At 62.4% G+C, this 22,124-nt stretch carries 18 protein-coding genes and 1 pseudogene; 6 read left to right on the forward strand and 13 right to left on the reverse strand.

The window, feature by feature from the left end:
• Positions 1-254: 254 nt before the first annotated feature.
• Together BTO02_RS00585 and BTO02_RS00590 are read right to left on the reverse strand one after the other, a co-directional pair.
• Positions 255-1,994: a GMC family oxidoreductase gene (locus BTO02_RS00585; RefSeq protein WP_075155365.1), complete on the reverse strand. Its 1,740-nt coding sequence runs from the start codon at positions 1,992-1,994 to the stop codon at positions 255-257.
• 94 nt (positions 1,995-2,088) lie between these two features.
• Positions 2,089-3,612 carry a CoA-acylating methylmalonate-semialdehyde dehydrogenase gene (locus tag BTO02_RS00590; protein WP_075155366.1) on the reverse strand — a complete coding sequence of 508 codons (1,524 nt, stop codon included), beginning with the start codon at positions 3,610-3,612 and terminating at the stop codon, positions 2,089-2,091.
• Positions 3,613-3,744: 132 nt separating this feature from the next.
• Between BTO02_RS00590 and BTO02_RS00595 the strand changes: the two are divergent.
• Positions 3,745-4,645: pseudogene (locus BTO02_RS00595) on the forward strand (LysR family transcriptional regulator).
• A gap of 265 nt (positions 4,646-4,910) precedes the next feature.
• The gene (locus tag BTO02_RS00600) at positions 4,911-5,447 is read left to right on the forward strand and encodes a class IV adenylate cyclase (protein ID WP_075155367.1); all 537 of its coding nucleotides are present in this window, start codon (positions 4,911-4,913) and stop codon (positions 5,445-5,447) included.
• A gap of 34 nt (positions 5,448-5,481) precedes the next feature.
• On the opposite strand, the gene BTO02_RS00605 is transcribed toward BTO02_RS00600, so the two are convergent.
• On the reverse strand, positions 5,482-5,979 hold the full coding sequence (locus tag BTO02_RS00605; RefSeq protein ID WP_075155368.1) for an Lrp/AsnC family transcriptional regulator: 498 nt from the start codon (positions 5,977-5,979) through the stop codon (positions 5,482-5,484).
• A 207-nt stretch (positions 5,980-6,186) separates the two neighbouring features.
• On the opposite strand from BTO02_RS00605, the gene BTO02_RS00610 reads away from it, so the two are divergent.
• Positions 6,187-6,495: a 4a-hydroxytetrahydrobiopterin dehydratase gene (locus tag BTO02_RS00610; protein ID WP_075155369.1), complete on the forward strand. Its 309-nt coding sequence runs from the start codon at positions 6,187-6,189 to the stop codon at positions 6,493-6,495.
• 90 nt (positions 6,496-6,585) lie between these two features.
• Here BTO02_RS00610 and BTO02_RS00615 read toward each other — a convergent pair whose 3' ends face one another.
• Positions 6,586-6,810, reverse strand: a complete 225-nt coding sequence (locus BTO02_RS00615; protein ID WP_075158491.1) for a DUF3717 domain-containing protein — start codon at positions 6,808-6,810, stop codon at positions 6,586-6,588.
• 108 nt (positions 6,811-6,918) lie between these two features.
• Between BTO02_RS00615 and BTO02_RS00620 the strand changes: the two genes are divergently transcribed.
• Both BTO02_RS00620 and BTO02_RS00625 read left to right on the forward strand, forming a co-directional pair.
• Complete coding sequence (locus BTO02_RS00620; RefSeq protein ID WP_075155370.1) at positions 6,919-7,605, forward strand: response regulator; 687 nt, start codon at positions 6,919-6,921, stop codon at positions 7,603-7,605.
• Positions 7,606-7,880: 275 nt separating this feature from the next.
• Positions 7,881-9,455, forward strand: coding sequence for a sensor histidine kinase (locus BTO02_RS00625; RefSeq protein WP_075155371.1), 1,575 nt, complete (start codon positions 7,881-7,883; stop codon positions 9,453-9,455).
• A 71-nt stretch (positions 9,456-9,526) separates the two neighbouring features.
• Here the strand turns inward: BTO02_RS00625 and BTO02_RS00630 are convergent, their stop codons facing one another.
• From BTO02_RS00630 to mnmC, 8 genes are all read right to left on the reverse strand, one after another.
• A complete protein-coding gene (locus BTO02_RS00630; protein ID WP_075155372.1) occupies positions 9,527-10,015 on the reverse strand; it encodes an SET domain-containing protein in 489 nt (162 codons plus the stop codon).
• Positions 10,016-10,223: 208 nt separating this feature from the next.
• Positions 10,224-11,336, reverse strand: coding sequence for an NADH:flavin oxidoreductase/NADH oxidase (locus BTO02_RS00635; RefSeq protein ID WP_075155373.1), 1,113 nt, complete (start codon positions 11,334-11,336; stop codon positions 10,224-10,226).
• A 138-nt stretch (positions 11,337-11,474) separates the two neighbouring features.
• Positions 11,475-12,221 (reverse strand): MOSC domain-containing protein, encoded by a 747-nt coding sequence (locus BTO02_RS00640; RefSeq protein ID WP_075155374.1) that lies wholly within the window; start codon positions 12,219-12,221, stop codon positions 11,475-11,477.
• Positions 12,222-12,274: 53 nt separating this feature from the next.
• Positions 12,275-12,991 (reverse strand): glutamine amidotransferase, encoded by a 717-nt coding sequence (locus BTO02_RS00645; protein ID WP_075158492.1) that lies wholly within the window; start codon positions 12,989-12,991, stop codon positions 12,275-12,277.
• A gap of 212 nt (positions 12,992-13,203) precedes the next feature.
• Positions 13,204-13,848 carry a MarR family winged helix-turn-helix transcriptional regulator gene (locus BTO02_RS00650; protein ID WP_075155375.1) on the reverse strand — a complete coding sequence of 215 codons (645 nt, stop codon included), beginning with the start codon at positions 13,846-13,848 and terminating at the stop codon, positions 13,204-13,206.
• A 711-nt stretch (positions 13,849-14,559) separates the two neighbouring features.
• Positions 14,560-15,675 (reverse strand): YbdK family carboxylate-amine ligase, encoded by a 1,116-nt coding sequence (locus BTO02_RS00655; RefSeq protein ID WP_075155376.1) that lies wholly within the window; start codon positions 15,673-15,675, stop codon positions 14,560-14,562.
• 8 nt (positions 15,676-15,683) lie between these two features.
• Positions 15,684-16,901, reverse strand: a complete 1,218-nt coding sequence (locus BTO02_RS00660) for a cation:proton antiporter (RefSeq protein ID WP_075155377.1) — start codon at positions 16,899-16,901, stop codon at positions 15,684-15,686.
• A 912-nt stretch (positions 16,902-17,813) separates the two neighbouring features.
• Complete coding sequence (gene mnmC / locus BTO02_RS00670) at positions 17,814-19,817, reverse strand: bifunctional tRNA (5-methylaminomethyl-2-thiouridine)(34)-methyltransferase MnmD/FAD-dependent 5-carboxymethylaminomethyl-2-thiouridine(34) oxidoreductase MnmC (protein ID WP_075155379.1); 2,004 nt, start codon at positions 19,815-19,817, stop codon at positions 17,814-17,816.
• A gap of 479 nt (positions 19,818-20,296) precedes the next feature.
• Here mnmC and BTO02_RS00675 point away from each other — a divergent pair, with 479 nt between their 5' ends.
• Positions 20,297-20,575: an HU family DNA-binding protein gene (locus BTO02_RS00675; protein WP_018441348.1), complete on the forward strand. Its 279-nt coding sequence runs from the start codon at positions 20,297-20,299 to the stop codon at positions 20,573-20,575.
• Positions 20,576-20,658: 83 nt separating this feature from the next.
• Here BTO02_RS00675 and BTO02_RS00680 read toward each other — a convergent pair whose 3' ends face one another.
• A complete protein-coding gene (locus BTO02_RS00680) occupies positions 20,659-21,975 on the reverse strand; it encodes a GTP-binding protein (RefSeq protein WP_075155380.1) in 1,317 nt (438 codons plus the stop codon).
• Between the last annotated feature and the right edge of the window lie 149 nt (positions 21,976-22,124).

Below are 22,124 nucleotides of genomic sequence, written 5' to 3' on the forward strand. Positions count from 1 at the left end.
GCGAAGTAAGGCGAAGCACTACGGTAATCCGCGCAGCGTTGCGCAAGGTCGGATGGCGTTGAAACCCCCGTTGCCGGTCGTGGCGTGATGCACCAATACAGACGGCAAGCCATGCCGCACTACGCAGCATGGCTGCCATTGTCGCGCCATTGATGCAGCGCATTCATTGGGATTTGCACTAACTGATGCTGCGCACACCCGGGGCAGGCACCCGCCGAAGGCGCCCCCTCAGGCATGCGCCGCCGCCAGTAATGTCACGCGACCGACACGGTCGCCGCGGCAGACGTCGCTTCGTTTTGCATCGTGCTGCGCTGCGCGCGGCGATCGGCACGGATCATTTCGCTCGCGCGCTCGGCGATCATTAACGTCGGCGAGTTCGTGTTGCCCGATGTAATGTTGGGCATGACCGATGCATCGACCACACGCAAGCCGTCGACACCGATCACGCGAAGCCGCGTATCGACTACCGCAGCGGGATCGTCGGTCGTTCCCATGCGGCATGTGCCGACCGGATGAAAGATCGTCGTGCCGACCTCGCCCGCCGCGCGCTGCAATTCCTCTTCGGTCTGAAACTGCACGCCGGGCAGAATCTCTTCGGGCGTGTAGCGCGCGAGCGCCGGTGCAGCCGTAATGCGGCGCGTGAGCCGCAACGCGTTGGCCGCGACATGCCGGTCGTAATCGGTCGACAGATAGTTCGGTGCGATCAGCGGCGGCGCATGTGGATCGGGCGAGCCGATATGAATGCTGCCGCGCGACGTCGGCCGCAGGTGGCATACCGACGCCGTAAACGCATTGAAACGATGCAGCGGTTCGCCAAAGCGGTCGAGCGACAGCGGTTGCACGTGGTACTCGAGGTCAGGACGCGTAATCGACACATCGCCGGCATCCGATTTCGCGAATGCGCCGAGCTGCGACGGTGCCATCGACATCGGACCGCTTTGCATCAGCAGATACTGAAGCCCGATCATCAGCTTGCCCCACCAGTGCGCCGAAGACGTGTTCAACGTCCGCACGCCGCGCACTTTATAAGCCATCCTCAATTGCAGATGATCCTGCAGGTTCTCGCCGACGCCGCGCAAATCCCGCACGACGTCGATGCCGAGGTTCTGCAGGCGCGCACCATTGCCGATCCCCGACAACTCGAGCAATTGCGGCGAATTGACGGCGCCGGCGCTCAGGATCACCTCGCATTTCGCCTTGGCGACGTAGTCGACGTCGTTGCCGCGATATTCGACGCCGACGCAGCGTTTGCCTTCGAACACCAGACGCTGCGTATGCGCACCCGTGATGATCGTCAGATTCGGCCGCCCGAGCGCAGGCCGCAAGAATGCCTTCGACGCATTCCAGCGAATGCCGTGCTTCTGGTTCACTTCGAAGTAGCCGACGCCGCTGTTGTCGCCACGATTGAAATCTTCGGTATGCGGAATGCCGGTTTCGTGCGCCGCATGGGCGAACGTCTCGAGAATCCTCCATTTGAGGCGCTGTTTCTCGACGCGCCATTGGCCGCCCGCGCCGTGCCATTCGTTGCCGCCGCCGTGATGGTCTTCGCTGCGTTTGAACACCGGCAGCACCGCATCCCAGGCCCACGACGAATCGTTCGTGACGCGCGCCCATTCGTCGTAGTCTTCGCGCTGGCCGCGCATATAGATCATGCCGTTGATCGACGAACTGCCGCCGAGCACCCTGCCGCGCGGATACGACAGCGAGCGTCCGTTCAATCCCGGCTCCGCTGCTGTCTTGTAGAGCCAGTCGGTGCGCGGATTGCCGATGCAGTGCAAGTAGCCGACCGGTATGTGGATCCAGTGATAATCGTCCCTGCCTCCCGCTTCGAGCAGCAGCACCGACACGTCGCGGTCCTGGCTCAGACGGTTCGCGAGCACGCATCCCGCCGTGCCCGCCCCGATCACGATGTAGTCGAATTCGCCTTCGAGCGTTCGTTCACCTGCTGCACGTCCACTTGCTGTGCGCGTCGTTTGCGACGTTACGTTAGTCATGCTCACTGCTGGTCTCCTTGCGCGTTGCGCCGCTAGCCGTTCGGCACAGCGCGTTCGCTCTATCGCTTTCACTCTGAACCCTATCCGCCGCCCGCTACTTCGCGACCGGCATCGTGAATTCCGCACCCTTCGCGATGCTGTCCGGCCAGCGCTGCATGATGCTCTTGTAGCGCGTGTAAAAGCGCACGCCTTCCTCGCCATAGGCGTTGTGATCGCCGAACAGCGAGCGCTTCCAGCCGCCGAACGAATGCCATGCCATCGGCACCGGAATCGGCACGTTGATGCCGACCATGCCGATCTGGATCTGCCGCGAGAATGCGCGCGCGATACCGCCGTCGCTCGTGAAGCACGATACGCCGTTCGCATACTCGTTCCTGTTGATGAGCTCGACGGCCGATGCAAAATCGGGCACGCGCACGACGCACAACACCGGGCCGAAGATTTCGTCGCGATAGATCGACATATCGGTCTTGACGTTATCGAACAGCGTGCCGGCAAGAAAGAAGCCCTTCTCGTGCCCGGCCACTTCGTGATTGCGGCCATCGACGACGAGCGTCGCGCCCTCCTTCACGCCCGCATCGACGTAGCCCGACACCTTCGAGCGATGCGCAGCGGTGACGAGCGGGCCCATCTCCGCCGCGGGATCCATGCCATTGGCGATCTTCAGCGCCTTCACGCGCGGCGTCAGACGTTCGACGAGCTCGTCGGCGATATGGCCGACCGCGACGGCCACTGAAATCGCCATGCAACGCTCGCCGGCCGAACCGTATGCGGCGCCGATCAACGCATCGACGGCCTGATCGAGGTCCGCATCGGGCATCACCACGAGATGATTCTTCGCGCCGCCCAGCGCCTGGACGCGCTTGCCGCGCTTCGTGCCTTCCGTATGGATGTATTCGGCGATCGGCGTCGACCCGACGAACGACACGGCGCTGATGTCGGGATGCGCGAGCAGCGCGTCGACCGCAACCTTGTCGCCATGCACGACGTTGAATACGCCATCGGGCAAACCCGCTTCCTTCAGCAATTCGGCAAGCCGGATCGATGCGGACGGATCGCGCTCCGACGGCTTCAAAACGAACGTGTTGCCGCATGCGATTGCCATCGGGAACATCCAGCACGGCACCATCATCGGGAAGTTGAACGGCGTGATGCCGGCGACCACGCCAAGCGGCTGCCGCAGGTTCCAGTTGTCGATACCGCCGCCGATCTGATCGGTGAAATCGGTCTTCAGCAGATTCGGAATGCCGCATGCGAATTCGACGACTTCGATGCCGCGCGTCACCTCGCCCTTCGCATCGGAAAACACCTTGCCGTGCTCGCGCGTAATCAGTTCGGCGAGTTCGTCGTGGTGTCTGTCGAGCAGTTCCTTGAACTTGAACATCACGCGTGCCCGCTTGAGTGGGGCAGTCTCGCTCCACGCGGGAAACGCAGCCTTCGCCGCCGCGACCGCCGCATCGACTTCCGCGACGCTTGCGAACGGCACGCGCGCCGCGATGCTGCCGAGTGCCGGGTTGAACACGTCGCCGAAGCGCTCGCTCGTGCCCTCGACCAGACGTCCGTTGATTGCGTGCGCCAACTCCCGCACGCGCGAAGGGTTCCGATCTGTCTCGCTCATGTTTTCCTCGCCGAAAAAGTCGATGGATGTCGCGCTCTTATGTCGCCTTTGAACCGAAGCGTAATCGCGTTCAACACGCGAAATCCAATGAGTTCTGCTCAACTGCGATATAAGTCGCGCTAATATCAGCCGATGGACCTGACACTGCTGAGGGCGTTCGCGACGGTCGCGCGCGAGGGCAATCTGACGCGCGCCGCCGCGCAGCTGCATCTGACCCAACCCGCCGTGAGCCTGCAGATCAAACATCTGCAGGAAGCGCTCGGCGTGACGCTGTTCACGCGCTCGTCGCACGGACTCACGCTGACGCGCGACGGCCAGGCGCTGTTGCCGCATGCCGAGCGCGCGCTCTCGGCGGCCGGCGACGTCGAGCGCGCGGCAGCGACCCTGCGCCAGGAAGTGCGCGGGCGCCTGCGTATCGGCACGATCCTCGATCCTGAATTTCTACGCCTCGGCGGGTTTTTGCGCCAGTTGGTGGAAACCTGGCCGCATATCGAAACCGCGCTGCGGCACGGCATGTCGGGCTGGGTCCTCGAACAGGTCCGCGCGGGCGAACTCGACGTCGGCTTTTACATCGGCCAGCCGGCCGAAGACGATGCGCGCGACGCCGCGCTGTTTCACTCGATTACGCTGACGCGCTTCCAGTACCGCGTACTCGCGCCGGCCGGCTGGAAAGACCGCGTCAAAAAGCGCGCACGACTGGCGCGCGCTCGCCGCGCTGCCGTGGATCTGGACGCCGCCGGCCTCCGCGCATAACCGCCTGCTGTCGCGGCGCTTTGACGAAGCGGGCGTGAAACCGGTCAAGGTCGCCGAAGTGGACCAGGAGCCGTCGATGCTCGATCTCGTCAAATCGGGCGTCGGCCTCTCGCTGGCACGCGATGCGACGGCGATCGCCGAAGCGCATGCGCATGCGTTGACGATCGTCGAAGGTGTGACCGTGCCGACCGAACTGAGCTTCATCACGCTCGCCGCGCATAAGGACGAGCCCGCGATCGCCGCTGCGCTGAAGCTGATCGAAATGCAATGGGCGATATGAGGCGCGCTCATGTCAGACAAAGTAGTACGCTGCGTCAACGCACCGTCACGCGCTTTTTGCTAGATTGACGGTTCCCCTGCCTCACGGCTCTTCCGCTTTCCCGTCCGGTTTCTCATCCGTTCGCGTGGTAAGCGGCATGCATCGATTCCCGGTGCGCATGTCGCATCTCGCTTGCGGCTGCGTTGCCATTGCGTCGGTCGCCGTACGGAGCATGTGTCTTTTCTGGTGCGTTAGCGCCGACTTTCTCTCTCAACAGGAGCACTACATGGCCCGCAACATCGAAATCAAAGCCCGCGCCCACCAGTTCGATCTGCTTCGCGAGCGCGCCGCCGCCCTTTCGCCAGACGCTCCGTTGATCTTTCGCCAGCTGGACAGCTTCTACGATGTGCCGCGCGGCCGCCTGAAGCTGCGCCAGTTCGACGACGGCACGCCTGCCGAACTGATTTTCTATCAACGCGACGATCGCGATGGCCCGAAGGTTTCGTATTACACGAGAAGCCCGGTGACCAATGCGGAAGCGATGCATTCGCTGCTCGCGACCGCGCTGACCACGCGTTGCGTCGTATCGAAAGAGCGGCACGTGTATCTGGTCGGCCGCACGAGGATTCATCTCGATCGCGTCGACGGGCTCGGCGATTTCATCGAACTCGAAGTGGTGCTCGCGCAGGATGACGACGAAGAAGGCGGCGAAGCCGAAGCTCACGATATGTTCAGGAAGCTCGGCGTGCCCGAGTCGGATCTCGTTGCAGTCGCGTATGCGGATCTGCTCGATGCGACGCAGGAACCGTTGAAGGTGGCTTGAGCCTGACCGCCCTGACCAGTGCGCCGCGATATCGCTATTCCGTTTCAGTCGCGCTGCCCGGCGACAGGTGCCCGAGCGGCAACGGGCCATTGCGCTTGAATGTCGTGAGCACGATGTTCGAGCGCACGCTGTCGACGCCCGGCACGCGCATCAGTTTCTTCATCACGAACGACGACAACGCGGTCAGGTCGGGCGCGACGATGCGCAGCAAATAGTCGGCGTCGCCGACCACGGCGTGGCATTCGAGCACTTCGGGCAGCGTGTCGATCTGCTGTTGAAACTGCTCGATGATCGAATCGCCGTGGTGCTTCAGCTTCAGGCTCGTGAACGCCGTCACGCCGAGGCCGAGCTTTTCCGGCCTCAACACGACGCGATAGCCGTCCACCACCCCGATCGCTTCGAGCCGCTGCAAGCGCCTGCCGATCTGCGACGGCGAAAGCGGCACCTGCTCGCCCAGCTGCTGATGCGTTGCGCGCCCGAAGCGCTGCAGCACGTCGAGAAGCGCGAGATCGAAATGATCAAGCTCCACCATGACTTTTCCTCGCCTGTTCGGCCGATTCGACGCGCAATTATGGCACGCGATGGAGCCCGGAAAAGGCTGTCTCGCCCGCCGCGCGGGCGTCCTGCCGAACTCGCTGCAGCGTCTTTTCTTCCGTGGAAAAATGGCGCGGCCTGATGTGTGACGGGCTATGACCGGCTGATGCGGGGAATCTTCCGATGAGCGGCAAATGAGTGACAAATGAGTGCCAAACCGACCGCCAAATTGAGCGCCGAAGAACGGGCAGCGAGATTGCGCGAATTAAAGGGCTGGCAAAGCGTCGCCGAACGCGACGCGATCGAACGCCGCCTTCAATTCGCCGACTTCAACGAAGCATTCGGTTTCATGACGCGCGTGGCGATCAAGGCTCAGGAAATGGATCACCATCCCGAGTGGTCGAATGTCTATAACGTCGTGAGAATCACACTTTCTTCGCACGACGTGAACGGAGTGACCGAACGCGATGTCGAACTCGCGCGGTTTATCGACCGCATCGCCGGCAGCGCATAAACCGAACCGGTCAGACGTAACTGGCGAATGACCCGCGGCCCCGCGAAATGAAAGGCTTTTGGAGGTATTCAGGCCACCAAACCTTCACTTCTACAGGCCATCCTTAAGGCGAACGTAAGAATTCCACGCATCACGTGCAGACTGCTCAAGCGCTTCATGCGACACAACCTGGTGTCGCTGTACAATCATCAACGCATACGGCTTGGAGAGCGCGCTTGCCTCCTTGCACAGAACGAGTTCGTCGCCTGCTGAAGGCGAACGGGCGCGCCAGAAGTTGATCGCGGCTTCGAGTTCGTTGATCGTGATTTCGGACATGACTTTCGTGATCATCCCCGCCGCGGCATGCGGCGGCCTCCTGTGTAGCAGGCGCACCGGCGAACCGCGTGCCTGACATGCCTAACCCATTGTACTTGAGCGAAACCCATGCGACTCCTTCTGATCGAAGATGACCGTCCGATTGCACGCGGCATCCAAAGCAGCCTCGAACAAGCCGGCTTCACGGTCGACATGGTCCACGACGGCATCTTCGCCGAACAGGCCCTCACGCAAAACCGCCACGAACTCGTGATCCTCGATCTGGGCCTGCCCGGCATTGACGGCATGACGTTGCTGTCGCGTTTTCGTCAGAGCAACCGGCATACGCCGGTTATCGTGCTGACCGCCCGCGACGAACTGAACGACCGTGTCCAAGGCCTCAATTCGGGCGCCGACGACTACATGCTGAAGCCGTTCGAACCGGCCGAACTCGAGGCGCGCATTCGCGCCGTCATGCGCCGCAGCGGCCCGCACGGCGATATGCCGCGTCCGGAAGTGTCGTTGGGCGGCGTACGCCTGTCGGGCGTCGATCGCCGCATCTTCAACGACGACAAGCCGCTCGAACTGTCGCCGCGTGAATTCGCGGTGCTCGAAATGCTGCTGCTGCGTCACGGCCGCGTCGTCAGCAAGGCGCAACTGCAGGATCACCTCACGCACTTCGGCGGCGATCTCGGCGACACCGCGATCGAAGTCTATGTGCACCGGGTCCGCAAAAAGCTCGAAAGCTGCCGCGTCGAAATCGTCACGGTGCGCGGTTTCGGTTATTTGCTGCAAGAGATCCGTCAGGCTGCATAATGGTCGTATGACCGCAGTCGGATGACGGTGTAACGGAGCAACGCGCGGGCGCGATACGCAACAGACGTCCCGCGCATCCGCTCCGGATGCCGGCGCCATGCGCCGCGCGCCGCTTTAAGTTGCTTGAAGCCGCTTTACGCGATACGGGCCGGATCAGGCCTGATAACAACGTAAAGCCGCGGCAGTGCGCCGGCATTGTCCCTTTGCCTGCGGTCGACGTCCGCGGGCCTCATGCATCGCGGTTCTTCGCCGTTTCCCTTTTCGCGGGTTCGAGCATGTCCTATCCGGCCGCGAACAGTCTGCGCCGCTCGCTGCTGCGCCGCCTGGCCGCTCCTTTGTCGCTGCTCGCGCTGATGAGCGGCCTGATCGCGTACTGGCTCGCGTGGCAATACACGCAGCATGTCGTCGACCGGTCGCTGGCCGATCTCGCCACCGCGATCTCGAAGCAGATCCAGATTGCCGGGCCCAATGCGCGCATCGCCGTGCCGCCGCTCGCGCAAGCGATGTTCTCGGACCCTGTCGAACATCTCGTCTACCGCATCAGCACCGGTGAAACGGAAATTGCCGGCGATCCGAACCTGCCGCTGCAAGGCACGAGCGTGCGGCGGATGCACTATGCATACGTCTTCGAAACGAAGCACGAGGGCGTGACGGTGCGCGTCGCGCAGGTGCGCGTCGATCAGCCGGTCGGCAATCCGATCGTCATCGAAGTCGGCCAGCCCGTGCGTCATCGTTTCCGCATCGCGGCCGAGTTTCTGATCGCGATCATGATGCCGTTGCTGCTTCTGCTGCTTGCCGGCTGGGTGATCGTCTGGCGTGTCGTGAACCAGCAGTTGAATCCGCTCACCGATCTCGCCGATTCGCTGAACCGGCAGACGCACACGTCGCTCGAACCGGTCGACGAAACTTTTGTGCCGGTCGAGATCCGGCCGCTGACCGGGGCGTTGAACGGTCTGCTCGACCGCCTGAAAACCGCGCTCGATTCGCAGCGCAAGTTCATCGCCGATGCGGCGCACCAGCTGCGCACGCCGCTGACCGCCGTGAAGCTGCATGCGGAACAGGCCGCCGTCGCGCGCGATCCGCAACAGACGCTCGCCGCGGTGCGCGAGCTGCGCGCCGCCGCCGATCGCGCGGTGCGGCTGTCGAACCAGTTGCTGTCGCTTGCGCGCGCCGAGCCGGGCGAGCAGGCCGCGCGCTTCGTCAATATCGACATGGCGGCGCTTGCCTTCGACACCGGCGCCGAATGGGTGCCGCGCGCGCTAGCCGCGCACGTCGATCTCGGCTTCCAGCGTCTCGACGATCCGTCGAACGACCGCCCCTTGATTGCGCGCGGCAACCCCGTGCTGCTGCGCGAAGTCATTGCCAACCTGCTCGACAATGCGCTCAAGTACGTACCGCTCGCGCGCCTGCACGGTGGCCGCATCACGATGACGGTCGAGGAAACGGTGATCGACAGCGTCGGCATGGCGGAACTCACCGTCGAGGACAATGGGCCCGGTGTGCCCGCTACGCAGCAGCCTGACCTTTTCAAGCGGTTCTTCCGCGGCGACCGGCATCGCGAATCGCAAAGCGGCGTCGACGGCGGCGCCGGGCTTGGCCTCGCCATCGTCCACGACATCATGGTGCTGCATCACGGCAGCGTGCATTACGAAGATGCGCCCGAAGGCGGCGCGCGCTTCATTGTGCGCATCCCGATCGTGATCGGCGCGGCACGCCGCGCAGACGGCAAAGAGTGCCACGACGAGCGGGACGGCGAGAAAGGCAACGAGCACGCCGAGCGTGTCGAGCATGACGCGGCGCTGCCTCAGGGCGCAAAAAAATCGGCGCATAACGCGCCGATCGATCTGTGATTGCGATTCGCTGATCGCGCGTGCAGCCGCGCGTGGCCACCGACATGGCAGCCTGACAAGGCTGCCGCCGCTCATTTCTTTTTCTTTTTGCTCTTCTTCTCTTTCCCGTCTTTTTCCGGCGGTGCGAGCATCGTGCCGCGACATTTGCGGGCTCCGCAGCGGCATTCGTATTCGCGCTTCAGTTTCTTCGTCTGACGCGCGTCGATCACAAGGCCGTAATCGTAGAACAGCTCTTCGCCGGCCTCGATATCGCGCAGCGCATCGATAAACACATGTCCGTCGATCTCTTCGGCTTCGCAATTCGGCGCACAGGAGTGGTTGATCCAGCGCGCGCTGTTGCCGTTCACTTTGCCGTCGATCACGCCGCCGTTGTCGAGCGCGAAGTAAAACGTGTGATTCGGTTCGTCCGGGTCATGCGGATGACGCCGCAATGCCTCTTTCCACGAGATCCGCTCCCCCTTGTACTCGATCAGGCGTTCGCCCGCTGCGATCGGTTCGAGCGCAAACACGCCTTTGCCATGGACGCCCGATTGGCGCACGGCGATCCTGCGTGAACTCATTGAATGAATCCTTGTGAAAAACTAAGGTGGACTTTCCGTCCGCTTTCCGACTGTTTTTTTAGTCCGGATAGCAAACGCGGCGCCCTCATGGCGCCGCGTCGACAGTTGATGCGCATCCGCATCACAACCGGCATCCTACACGGTCGATATGATTTCGTTCAAGCGTCGGCGCGCACACGAAGCACCTTCCTGCGCATCGCTCGGAAGATCACCGCTGCCCGAACGAAATATCGCCGAACAGCGCCTTCTGGTCGCGCGGCTGCGAACGCCAGTATTGCGGGGGCGCCTGCACCGACGCGCCCAGTTGTGCAGCGGCGTGCCATGGCCAGCGCGGATCGTACAGCATGGCGCGCGCCATGGCGACGAGATCGGCGTCGCCTTCCTCGACGAGCCGGTTTGCGTGTTCGGGATCGCTGATCAAACCGACCGCGATCGTCGGCAAGCCGGTCGCTTCCTTGATCGCCTTCGCGAATGGCGCCTGGTAACCGGGTTCGACCGGAATTTTCTGCAGCGGCGACACCCCGCCGCTCGACGCGTCGATCCAGTCGCAGCCGCGCTTTTTCAGTTCCCGCGCGAAGGCGATCGTGTCGTCGATCGTCAGTCCGCCGTCGACCCAGTCCACGGCCGAGACGCGCACGCCGACCGGTCTGTCGGCCGGAAAGGCGGCCCGCACGATATCGAAAATCTCGAGCGGAAAACGCATGCGGTTTTCGAGCGACCCGCCATATTCGTCGCCGCGCCGATTCGCAATCGGCGAAAGGAATTCGTGCAGCAGATAGCCGTGCGCGCAGTGAATCTCGAGCGCATCGACGCCAAGCCGCGCCGCGCGGCGCGCCGCTGCGCCGAATGCATCGCGAATGCGGTTGAGGCCCGGATAGTCGAGTGCGAGCGGCGGCTCCTCGCCGGCCTTGTGCGGCAATGCCGAAGGCGCGTGCGGCAACCAGCCGCCGTCGGATACCGGAATCAGCTGACCGCCCTCCCACGGCGTATGGCTAGACGCCTTGCGGCCCGCGTGCGCGAGCTGCATCGCAACCGGAATGTCGGAATACTTGCGAATCGCGGCGAGCACCGGCACGAGCGCGGCCTCGGTCATGTCGTCCCACAGGCCGAGATCGCCCGGCGTGATGCGCCCGTCCGGCTCGACAGCAGTCGCTTCGATGATCAGCATGCCCGCGCCCGACAGCGCAAGATGCCCGAGATGGATCATGTGCCACGCGGTCGCTTCGCCGCGTTCGGCGGAGTACTGGCACATCGGCGAGACGACGATGCGATTCGGCAGCGTCACGCTACGCAGCGTGAGCGGAGAAAACAGGGCGCTCATGGGATGGGACTCGGTGGAACGTGAGGAGGAGCGTTCGAGAATAGCACCGGGTCCGAAGTGCTGCACACGCGGGCGAATCGTTGTTTTTGCTGTTGTCCGGCCGCGGCTTGCTCTCAACGGCATTGCTTCGGGCGCGGGTCAATCCGCAGGCGTATCGAGCCTCCTGCTCCACGATTCGACCGCGCCGTTCGCGAGCCGCTTCGCGGCCGTCGCACGCCATGAAGGTGTCAGCGCGTCGAGATTGGCCATCTGCTCGAGCGCGGTGCGGTTGTCGCGATCGACGTAAAGCACATGCAGCAGGCGCTCGACGGTCCACTGCGGATGCACGCGCGCGAGCCGCTCGATGCGATCGCCGGCGCCGATCTTGCCTGCTTCGAGTACGCGGTAGTACCAGCCGGTGCGCAGCGTCTGCTGCACGCGCCGCGACATATCGTCGCGTGCGAAGCGCAGGTTCAGTTTCCAGCACGGCTGGCGCGGCTGAGAGAGCTGTACGATCGCGTCGCCGATGCGGTAAACGTCGCCGACGCATACATTTGCTTCGGTCATGCCGAGCGTACTGATGTTCTCGCCGAATGCGCCGCGCGATGCCAAACGCGCAACGCCCGGCGCGGCCGTTGCGCAAACGTCGCAATCAACGCCGTTGCTGCGCTGAAGCCATTCGCTGCGCCATGTCGCGTAATGATCGAACGGATAGTGATGCAGCGCTTTTTCCACGCCGCCATGATGCTTCGCGTCGGCCTGCTCGTCGCCGTCGAGGCCCGTTTCGTCGAGGCGAACGCGTGCGGCGACCGGATGCTTGTCGATCGCGCTGCGCTTTCCGGAATCGCCAAGCGGTGCGACCTTGCCCATCAATAGCGCGTCGACGCGGCACAGAATGTCATTCATGGCGGGTATGGACAATCGACAAGGCAAAGCGGCTGGTCATTCTCACGACAGTCTTACGACTGCTGCGCGTCGAGTCGATCGAGCCACTCGCCGAACATCCGCGATGCGGCAGCTTCGAGCGCCGGGCCGAAGCGCGCCGTCTCTTCACGCAATTGCGATACGTCGATGCCGTGCGTGACGAGTTCGCTCGCGTGACCAATCAGCCATGGTTCGAAGCGTTCGGTGCGAATCTCAGGATGGCATTGCAAACCGAGTACGTGATTGCCGAATGAAAACGCCTGGTTTTCGCAAAGAGGTGTGGACGCGAGGCGTGTCGCGCCCGCGGGCAAGTCGAACGTATCGCCATGCCAATGGAGCATCGACGTCGATCGACCGTCAAGATGACGAATTGATGACGCGCATCCCGCTTCGGTCAACGTCAACGGTGCCCAGCCGATTTCCGCGTGCCGGGCCGGATAAACGCGTGCGCCCATCGCTCGTGCGATCAACTGCGCGCCGAGGCAGATGCCGAGCGTCGGCAAGCCCGCGGCGACGCGCTTTTCGATCATCGAAAGCAGCGGCCCCAATGTGGGATAGCGGTTGTCGTCGTAGGCGCCGATCGGCCCGCCGAGCACGACCATCAACGACGGCGCGACCGGATTGGGCGCCTCGATGCGCGCAAAGCCGACGTCGAGATAACGGACGGGCCATCCGCGCTCGCCGAGCACGAGTTCGAGACTGCCCAGATCCTCGAAGTGCACATGGCGAATGGCCAGAACTTCGTGATTCATCGGCATATCTCACTTCGCGTTGACAAAAGACGCGCCTTCCCGCCGACGCGGGAGCATGCGCAGCAAGCTGCTGCCGCCACGGCGCGATACTGCATGCTGCATGGCGAACGCATTGCAAACGGGCGGAGCGTCGCGCCCCGCTACGTTGCTGAAACTGGCGTTTTCACGCAGCGCAAGCGCTGCTGGCGAGCCGGCCCCGCAGTTTAGCGGAGTCAGGCCTGCTGCGCGAAGATCTTCCAGGTTTTCTTTTGCGTCGCGAGATCCGCGGTTTCGTGGACCGAGCAATCGAGCCGCAGATCGGTATCCGACATCGTGATGTCGAGCAGCGCGCAGCGATGCAGCGACTTCTTCGGATTCTTGCTCGGCTCGAAATGCGTGCAAGTGACACACATGCGGTGCACGGGAATCTGGCCTTGCACTTCGAGTTGCCGAACCGTCTTCAGCAACGTGCGATAGAACATGGCCTGTTCATCGTCGCGCAATGTGCCGACTGCCTTCGACAGGAAGTCCGGCCACTGCGCCGCACGCTTGGCCGCCGTGCGCCCACGCGCCGTCAAACGGACCGCGAGAGCGCGACCGTCGTCGAGCGCCCGTCGCTTTTCGACGAGACCCTTGCCTTCCAGCGTGCTCACCGCATCGCTCGTCGTCGCGGCGGTCAACGCCGTTTCGCGTGCGATTTCGCCGAGACGCATCGGGCCCTTGCGCTGCATCAGCAGCACGAGAATTTCACCCTGGGTGGGCGTCAGGCCTGCGCCCTCCGCCCATTCCCATGCCTGGCTACGCATTGCCGTGCTGAGTCGTAACAGACTGTGGGTCACCCGCCCGGTAGCCTGCTCTCCGTAAACGCCTTCGCTCATAGTCATTCGTTGGTTATTGACGACGTGCCTCTGCGTGTTGGCAGCAATGCAAACCGCCGGCAGCCGTGTGGGGTTGTCCCGCCAGAAAAGCCGGCGAGCCGATTCCTACTATCTCAAAAATTTCCTGCTTTGCACGCCTGTCCCGGCGCGTTAATGGGAGAGTCGCATACTCTCTTTTTGTCCGCAGCGACCATTGCACCCGTTTGATCGAAAAAATCCGCCGACAGACCCACCGCGAGACCTGCCGATAGACCTACCGATAACCGACACCGGATCCTTCGAATCAACCTCAACCGGGAGCAGCGGGACCATTCGCTGCGGCGAAGTCGTCATTCTATGCGAGAGCGGCGAATCGTACAGCTAAGTTGTCCAACGCAATCTGTGGATAACCACGGGAAAGACCGTTGACTGCCTGTGCGTGAATTCTTGATAACGCGCAACCGCGTCAAAGTCGGATCCAGGCTGTCAGCCGTTGCAAGCGTTGATCCAGCGGCGCTGCGCATGGTTATGATTTTCGCAGTGCTTTGACTTTTCAGGAGATTATTCTGTTGTCCACAGACAAGTGCAATGCTTGTTAACTACTACTACGTTTGTATATGTAAACATTGGAAAGAACATGGGAGCCCGAAGCCGGGGCCTTTTAAACGAAAAAACCCGCTAAAAGCGGGTTCATCAAGATGACAGAATTTGACGGAGCTTTTATCCGCTTGCCTATGCGCGCCATTGCAGGCATTGCTGACGCACTGCTTCGTGCAGCGATTTTTCGTCGTGGTAAACCGTGCGCAGCCACGTTGCATCGTTGATCTGACCGCGCGCGATCGAGCCGACCTCGTCGAGCGCCTTCGTCGAACTCAATGCTTCGGCGTGCGGCGCGATTTGCTCGAGCGTTTGAATGATGTCTTCGGAGATCGTGCGGCGTTCTCCCGTTTGCGGGTCGATACAGGTGCCCGCAAGGCCGAAACGGCATGCTTCGAAACGGTTAAACGTATAGACGAGGTAGTCGTCCTCTTTTGGCGTAAGGGGTTTGTCCAGAAGCAGATGCCGCGCGAGCGTCTGGATATAGCAGGCGATGGCGGCCGCGCGATCGACCGACAGCGGCGTGTCCATCACGCGAACTTCGATCGTGCCGAAACCTGGCTTTGGGCGAATGTCCCAGTAGAAATCTTTCATGCTGTTGACGACACCGGTATGGACCATCTTCGAAAAGTATTCTTCGAAGCTGTCCCACGTCAGCACGAACGGCGCGCGGCCCGATAGCGGAAACGCGAAGACCGAATTCAGACGTGCCGAATGAAATCCGGTGTCGACGCCCTGCACGAACGGTGACGAAGCCGACAGCGCAATGAAATGCGGAATGAATCGGGACATCGAATGAAGCAGGAATAGCGCGCTATCCGAATCGGGGCAGCCGATATGGACATGCTGTCCAAACACCGTGAACTGCTTGGCAAGGTAACCGTAGAGTTCCGATAAATACTGAAAGCGCGGCGTATCGACGATCTGCCGCTCGCTCCATTGCTGGAACGCATGCGTGCCGCCGCCGCACAGGCCGACGTTGAGCCGGTCAGCCGCGGCCACGAGCGTATCGCGGATGGTGCGCAGATCGGCCACCGCCTGTTCGTGAGACGTGCAGATGCCGGTCGACAGCTCGATCATGCTTTCGGTGATTTCCGGCGTGATATTGCCTGGAATCTTTTCGTCCTTGATCAGGCGCAGCAGATCGGACGCGGCTTTGGTCAGATCATAGTCATGCGTGTTCACAATCTGCATTTCGAGTTCGATACCGAAGGTGAACGGTTTCGAATCGACGAAGGGTTCGAGTGACATGGCGTCCTTTACGAGGTTCGAGCGTTATCGCGTCGTTCGCCGACCAGCGCAAGGCTGCGGTAAACGAGCCACGGACCCACGAGCTGCAGCACGACGATCGAGCACATGATGACCGCGCGCAGCATCGGATCGAAATTCGGGTACATCGTGTAGGTGTCGTCGACGAGCAGATAGGCAAGCGCCGACATCGGCGACAGCGACAGACCGAGCGCCGCGCCCTGCTTCCAGTTCAACCCGCTCGGCTTCGCGAAAACGAGCACGCCCACCAGTTTGCCGACGAGGCGCGCGACGATCAGCCCGCACGCCGCGACACCACCGAGCGCGATATCGCGCCACTCGAAGGTGGTCAGTGTCAGCACGAACAGAATGACGGTGAGCAACCAGCCGGCCGTGCCGAAATGCTGCGGCCACAACTGCGGCCGCGCTTCGAGATTCTTGACGATGATGCCGGCCGCGAGCAAAGCCAGAATGGTCGATAGCTTGAAGACATGCGCAATCGCGATGGCGAGGAGCACGAGCCCGAACAACGCGACGAACGAATGCTCGTCCTGCATGTTGACGCGGCGATAGAAGAACGTGCAGGTGCGCGCGAGCAGATACGCGAGGATCAGCGAACCGACGAGCAGATAAAGCGGCTGGAGAATCGTCGCGAACACGTTGCCGTAAATTTCCTGATGCAGCCAGCCGGACGCGAGCTTTTCGATTACGACCGCATACATGCTGTTCAACGCCGTCAGCGTCATCAGACGCTGCGTGACCTGCCCTTCGGCGCGCAACTCGGTTTTGAGCTGGATCACCATCGCGGGCGACGTCGCCATCGCAATCGATGCGAGCACCATCGCAGTCATGACCGGCACGTGCACGAACAGCAGGACGGTCAGCACGAGCACGAAGGTCAGCGTCGCTTCCGCGATGCTCGAGAGGATCAGCCACGGATTGCGGCGGATCCAGCGCAAGTCGAGCCGGCTGCCGAGCTCGAACAGCAGCAGGCCGAGCGCCACGTCGAGCAATGGCCGTGCTGCGCTCGCAGACTCCGCATCGATCACGCCCGACCCCGCGGCACCCGCGATCAATCCGATTACCGCATAACCGGAAATGCGCGGCAAATGCCAGGCGCGATAGCAGAGCTCGCCGCACAGGCCCGCAGCCAGCAGCGCGAGCCCCGCCCAAAAAATGGCATCGGGCGTGAGAGGCCAGGCGGGAAAAAATGAAAACGCCGACTTCATCGTGATGGGTTCTCCTTGTGAGACAACCGCAGCAGGCCGGAAAAGCCGGAATGGACGGAATCTGCCCAAAGGGAGCGGCTGACGAGCAAACCCCTGAGCAAATCCCGGACTCGGAGAAGCGGCTCGTCGCAACGGGCGCTCGCGCCGACCTGTGTTGCGCTTGTCAACGATCGGGTGAAAAACGGGACGAACATGCCGATGCCACGTCACTGCGCGCACATCGTCACGGGTGATAGAACGCCGTCGACTTTCGAATCAGATTCTGATGAACCGGCAACCGTTCCTTGGGTGCGCTGCGCCACCATGAGCGGCACTCGGCGCGTGAAGAACGGCGATTGTGCCATAGCTTTCTTCTACCAGCTGGCAAAAGCGCCGAACTCACCGTCAAAGAGGTAAAACGTACGACATCTGGATAACAAAGGGAAAAAGAGACCTTTGTCGGCAGGCACCGGGGGCGGTTCTTCCGTCCGCAGATTGAGTCTGCAAGCGCTTTGAAATGTGCTTTGACCTGCATTCCAGCCTGCATTCGGGAAGGCCTGCGGGTTTCCGTTTGGCCTGCTTCTGGACGGAAAGTTTGCGATGTCCTGCATGGAGTCGGCCGACCACACCGGTGCGGGTCTTCTACTCAAAGGTTTACCTGTATGTATACGTAGTAGAAGTTAACAAGGGCATGCCGCTTTTGTGGACAACACCGGTTTACCGAAAGAAATCATGGTTTTGACGCGCGCATAACCGGACGCATAGCGTGTGCGTGCAGCGGTTGCTTCTGCTGGTAACTTTTGGGTCTTAAACGACTGGGCTCGACTTACCCCGTTTACGTCCACATCGATTCCACACGCGTTTCGCGTCGAATTCGACCGGTTATCCACAGACGCGCGGGGATAACCGGTCGGCGGTGCGGTGCGATTGTGTTCAGTCGAATTCGTCGTGCCGCAATGCGCGCAGCAGGAAACGGGCGGGGTCGATTGCTTCGGCGAGCTCGCGCTCGAGCGGCCATGGTTCGCCTTCGAGCTGCGAGGCGATCAGTTCGGCGCCGAGCGTGGCCCAGACGAGACCGCGCGAGCCGTAGGCGAATGCGCCGAAAAGTCCGTCCGAGCGCGGCAGATCGCGCGGCCACGCGCCGCGCAGCTTCGCGGCATCGGCTATCGCTGCGGCTTCGTCGGCGAGCATGCCGATCATTGGCAGCCGGTCGCTCGTAACGCAGCGAAATGCGACGCGGCCTGTCAGCAAGTGCGACGCTTCGCATCGGTCGGTTTCATTCGATGAGAACGGGCCAGCAAGCGACGGCAGCATTCGCGCGACGCGCTCGATATTTTCGAGGTGCGCTTCGACACGCACTGCGGTGTCGGTATCGTCGATGTCGTAGGTGGCGCCCGCGAGTGTCGTACCGTCGGCCAGCGGCACTGCGTAGCCCTCGCCGATCACAGGAAGGCGCAGGCCTTCGAGCGTGCCGATCGGGTCGATCGTGCGATCCGGCAGCAAGGTCAACTGCCCGCGCACGCTGCGTGTCGGCGCATGACTCAAGCTCGCGACGCGCGCCGCTTCATGAGCATTCGCAACGATGACGACCGGCGCGCACGCGAGTACCCGGCCCTCGGCATCGAACACGGCCCACTGGTCGCCGGCACGTTCGACGCGGGCGGCTTCGACACCGTAACGCCGCACGAGAAGATCGCCGGCGCTTGCACATTGCGCTGCGCACAGTTGCGAAGGATCGATCCATCCGCCGCGGGGAAAAAAGCAGCCGCCTCGCGTGACCGGTAAGCCCGCGATGCTTGCGGCTTCATCGCGTGATACGGCGGTCACGAACTCGGCCGGATACGCAAGCGATGCCAATACCTGTGCGAACGACTGCGCTTCCTCTTCGGATTCGGCGATCTGCAGCAGGCCGTCCGCACGATGCGTGATAGGCAAGTTGAGATCTGCAAGCGTCGACCAGCGTCGCAACGCGTATAGAAAACCTGCACGCGTGATGCGCGAGGCGACGCTGTCGTCGCGCGCGAGCATCGGGTGAAAAACGCCAGCCGGATTGCCCGATGCTTCGCGCGCCGGCGCGCGATGTCGTTCGAGCGACGTGATGCGCCAGCCGCGCGCTGCAAGCCGTTCTGTTATTGCGCAACCGGCCAGCCCGGCGCCGATCACGATCGCGTGCCGCTCGCTTACCGGAAGCGGCAGCGGCGGTTCATAGCGCCGCACGCGCCAGCGCGGCGCGAAGCGGCCGACTAGCATTGCGCGCTTGCCCGCAAAACCGCCGACCTTCGTGCATTCGAAGCCGGCTTGCGCGAGCCCGCGTTTGACGTCGCCGGCGCTCGAGTAGGTGGCGACCGTTGCGTCGTCGGCGGCGAGCCGCGTGAGCGATCTGAAAACCTGCGGGCTCCACAGGTCGGGATTTTTCGATGGCGCGAAGCCGTCGAGATAAATCGCGTCGGCGCGCATCGATAGCGACGGCAGCGTGTCGAGCGCATCGCCGAATACGAGCGTGAGCGTCACGCGCCCTGCTTCGAATTCGAGACGGTGCATGCCGGGCACGAGCATCGGCCATGCCTCGGCGAGCAAGCGCGACAAATGCGAGATCGATGCATCCGCAACGATCGTTGCATGTGCGGTGCGCAAGTCGGCCGCCGAAAACGGATGCTTTTCGACCGATACGAAGTGAAGTCGCTCGCAGCGCGCCGGGTCGGCGCGCCACTGTGCCCACGTGGTCAGGAAATTGACGCCGAGGCCGAAGCCGGTCTCAAGAATGCTGAATATCCGGCGTTCGCGCCACCGCTCGGGCAGCGCGTTGCCGTTCAGAAACACATGCCCGGCTTGCGCAAAAGCGCCGGCGGCGCTGTGGTAGATGTCGTCGTGGCGTGGCGAATACGGCGTGCCGTCCGCGCGAAAAACGAGCGTAGCGGGTGTGAGCGTCGTGGCCATGCGAGGTGAAAGACGGTCTGGCGGTTCGGAGGCAATGCTGCGTCGACCCGACTGGAACCGCTTGCGGCGGGCGCTTTGCGCGTGCTCGACGAGCGTTTCGATGACGCTCGAAGTGCCGTTGCACGCGCAAAGCCGCTCCCGTGCGCGCGCAAAACGTTGGCAAAAACCAACGCTGAAACGCCCCGAAACCCCGTCCGGGACGCGAATCCGACGCTAAAGGAGCGCAAATTGCCGATTTCCATGCTGGATCAGGCGCAGCGCGATGTAATTCTTCGAAACCCTTGTCCAGATTGGGTTTGCGCTGAGCTATCATAGCAAGCGCCGCGAGGGAAGCGGCAGCACGGCGTTCGATGCAGTGCGGCAGCGCGCTGCTTAGGTCGGGGAATTCCCAAGTCGTCGCTGCTCGACGGCGCGGCGCGCGCACGTATAATCGGCGCGTTCGCGCTGTTCGTGTCAACCTAAACCAGAAAGGAACCTTAATGAACAAACAGGAACTGATCGACGCCGTCGCAGGGCAGACGGGCGCCAGCAAGGCTCAAACCGGCGAAACGCTGGACACGCTCCTCGAAGTAATCAAGAAGGCAGTGTCGAAGGGTGACTCAGTTCAGTTGATCGGCTTTGGCAGCTTCGGTTCGGGCAAGCGCGCAGCACGTACGGGCCGCAACCCGAAGACCGGCGAAACCATCAAGATTCCGGCCGCCAAGACGGTCAAGTTCACGGCCGGTAAGGCATTCAAGGACGCAGTCAACAAGCGTTGAGCGAATTTCTTTTTTAGCTTCGCTGCATTTGTTGGCACCCGCCGTGAGGCGGGTTTTTTTCGTCCGCGTGTTTATCGCATTGCTCAATGACGATGCACGATCTGACCTTCGCGATGGTCGTGACTGTCGTCGTGCGCATGGTCGTGATCATGATCGTGCGTTTCGTCGTCTTCGAAATTCGCGTCCCAGGAAGGAAACGGATCCACGAACTGCAGCCAGCCGTCCGGGCCGAGCGCGTATTCGTCGTCGGTCAGCAAGCAAGCGTCGAACTTCGCCTGCCAGTGCGCGCGATCGATGTCGACACCGATCATCACGAGTTCCTGGCGGCGATCGCCGATCGTCGCGTCGTCCAGATCGCCGTACCAGTCCGCGGTGATTTCAGCCATCAGCTCGTCATCGCCCTCCGGCCATTCGCTGCGATCCTGCGCTGCCCACCACATGCCGGCCGGCCCGTGCCGGCACGCGCCGCCCGCTTGCGACAGCATGCCGCCCATGTCGTTGCGCGTCGCGAGCCAGAAAAATCCCTTGGTACGCAGGATTCCTTGCCACTCTTCGTGCATCAGCGCCCATAGACGTTCGGGATGAAACGGCCGCCGCGCGCGATAAACGAAATGGCCGATGCCGTACTGGTCGGCTTCGCCGGTATGTGCATGCTCGTGGTCGTGATGCAGCGACGCGAGCCAGCCTGGCGCATTCGACGCGCTGTCGAAATCGAAGCGTTTCGTGTCGAGGAGTTCGGATAACGGCACGGCGCCGAAGCGGCTCACGATTTGCACCGCGCGCGGGTTGATCTGCGCGAGGATGCGTTGCAGCTTCGCCAGCTCATCGGCACTGACAAGATCGGCCTTGTTCACGACGAGCACGTCGCAGAATTCGATCTGGTCGATCAGCAGTTCGACGAGCGTACGGTCGTCTTGTTCCGATGCGGCGATGCCGCGCTCGGCAAGACCGTCTGCGCACGCGTAGTCGCGTAGGAAATTGAAGGCATCGACGACGGTCACCATCGTGTCGAGCCGCGCGATGTCGGCAAGCGACGCGCCGTCGTCATCGACGAAGGTGAAGGTTTCGGCGATCGGCATCGGCTCGGCGACGCCGGTCGATTCGATCAGGATTGCATCGAATCGATTTTCGGCGGCAAGGCGCCGGATCTCCGCCAGCAGATCGTCGCGCAGCGTGCAGCAGATGCAGCCGTTCGACATTTCCACGAGCTGCTCTTCGACATGCGAAAGTTCGGCGGCATCGCGCACCAGCGCGGCGTCGATATTGACGGCGGCGAGGTCGTTGACGATAACGGCGACACGAAGTCCTGCCCGGTTCGCGAGGATGTGATTGAGGAGCGTCGTCTTGCCGGCGCCCAGAAAACCGGAGAGCACGGTGACGGGCAGTGGCGGCTGGTTCATTGCGGTACCGGAAACGTGAGCGGAAAAACGCAGTATGCGGCAGGCCGGGACGGGCCGGAGCGTTTTACCGGTGTTTGCAAGGCGTCGCGGACGCAGCGCCCGACGGGGCGGACAGATGCGGCAAGTGCGGCAGATGCGGCAGATTCCGT

This window comes from Paraburkholderia sp. SOS3 (assembly GCF_001922345.1).
Classification (GTDB): Bacteria; Pseudomonadota; Gammaproteobacteria; order Burkholderiales; family Burkholderiaceae; genus Paraburkholderia.

What these genes read in the sequence shown, in the direction of transcription:
- BTO02_RS00585 (WP_075155365.1), bottom strand. Translation starts at nt 1,994, where the DNA reads ATGACTAACGTAACGTCGCAAACGACGCGCACAGCAAGTGGACGTGCA.
- BTO02_RS00590 (WP_075155366.1), bottom strand. Translation starts at nt 3,612, where the DNA reads ATGAGCGAGACAGATCGGAACCCTTCGCGCGTGCGGGAGTTGGCGCAC.
- BTO02_RS00600 (WP_075155367.1), top strand. Translation starts at nt 4,911, where the DNA reads ATGGCCCGCAACATCGAAATCAAAGCCCGCGCCCACCAGTTCGATCTG.
- BTO02_RS00605 (WP_075155368.1), bottom strand. Translation starts at nt 5,979, where the DNA reads ATGGTGGAGCTTGATCATTTCGATCTCGCGCTTCTCGACGTGCTGCAG.
- BTO02_RS00610 (WP_075155369.1), top strand. Translation starts at nt 6,187, where the DNA reads ATGAGTGCCAAACCGACCGCCAAATTGAGCGCCGAAGAACGGGCAGCG.
- BTO02_RS00615 (WP_075158491.1), bottom strand. Translation starts at nt 6,810, where the DNA reads ATGTCCGAAATCACGATCAACGAACTCGAAGCCGCGATCAACTTCTGG.
- BTO02_RS00620 (WP_075155370.1), top strand. Translation starts at nt 6,919, where the DNA reads ATGCGACTCCTTCTGATCGAAGATGACCGTCCGATTGCACGCGGCATC.
- BTO02_RS00625 (WP_075155371.1), top strand. Translation starts at nt 7,881, where the DNA reads ATGTCCTATCCGGCCGCGAACAGTCTGCGCCGCTCGCTGCTGCGCCGC.
- BTO02_RS00630 (WP_075155372.1), bottom strand. Translation starts at nt 10,015, where the DNA reads ATGAGTTCACGCAGGATCGCCGTGCGCCAATCGGGCGTCCATGGCAAA.
- BTO02_RS00635 (WP_075155373.1), bottom strand. Translation starts at nt 11,336, where the DNA reads ATGAGCGCCCTGTTTTCTCCGCTCACGCTGCGTAGCGTGACGCTGCCG.
- BTO02_RS00640 (WP_075155374.1), bottom strand. Translation starts at nt 12,221, where the DNA reads ATGAATGACATTCTGTGCCGCGTCGACGCGCTATTGATGGGCAAGGTC.
- BTO02_RS00645 (WP_075158492.1), bottom strand. Translation starts at nt 12,991, where the DNA reads ATGAATCACGAAGTTCTGGCCATTCGCCATGTGCACTTCGAGGATCTG.
- BTO02_RS00650 (WP_075155375.1), bottom strand. Translation starts at nt 13,848, where the DNA reads ATGAGCGAAGGCGTTTACGGAGAGCAGGCTACCGGGCGGGTGACCCAC.
- BTO02_RS00655 (WP_075155376.1), bottom strand. Translation starts at nt 15,675, where the DNA reads ATGTCACTCGAACCCTTCGTCGATTCGAAACCGTTCACCTTCGGTATC.
- BTO02_RS00660 (WP_075155377.1), bottom strand. Translation starts at nt 16,901, where the DNA reads ATGAAGTCGGCGTTTTCATTTTTTCCCGCCTGGCCTCTCACGCCCGAT.
- mnmC (WP_075155379.1), bottom strand. Translation starts at nt 19,817, where the DNA reads ATGGCCACGACGCTCACACCCGCTACGCTCGTTTTTCGCGCGGACGGC.
- BTO02_RS00675 (WP_018441348.1), top strand. Translation starts at nt 20,297, where the DNA reads ATGAACAAACAGGAACTGATCGACGCCGTCGCAGGGCAGACGGGCGCC.
- BTO02_RS00680 (WP_075155380.1), bottom strand. Translation starts at nt 21,975, where the DNA reads ATGAACCAGCCGCCACTGCCCGTCACCGTGCTCTCCGGTTTTCTGGGC.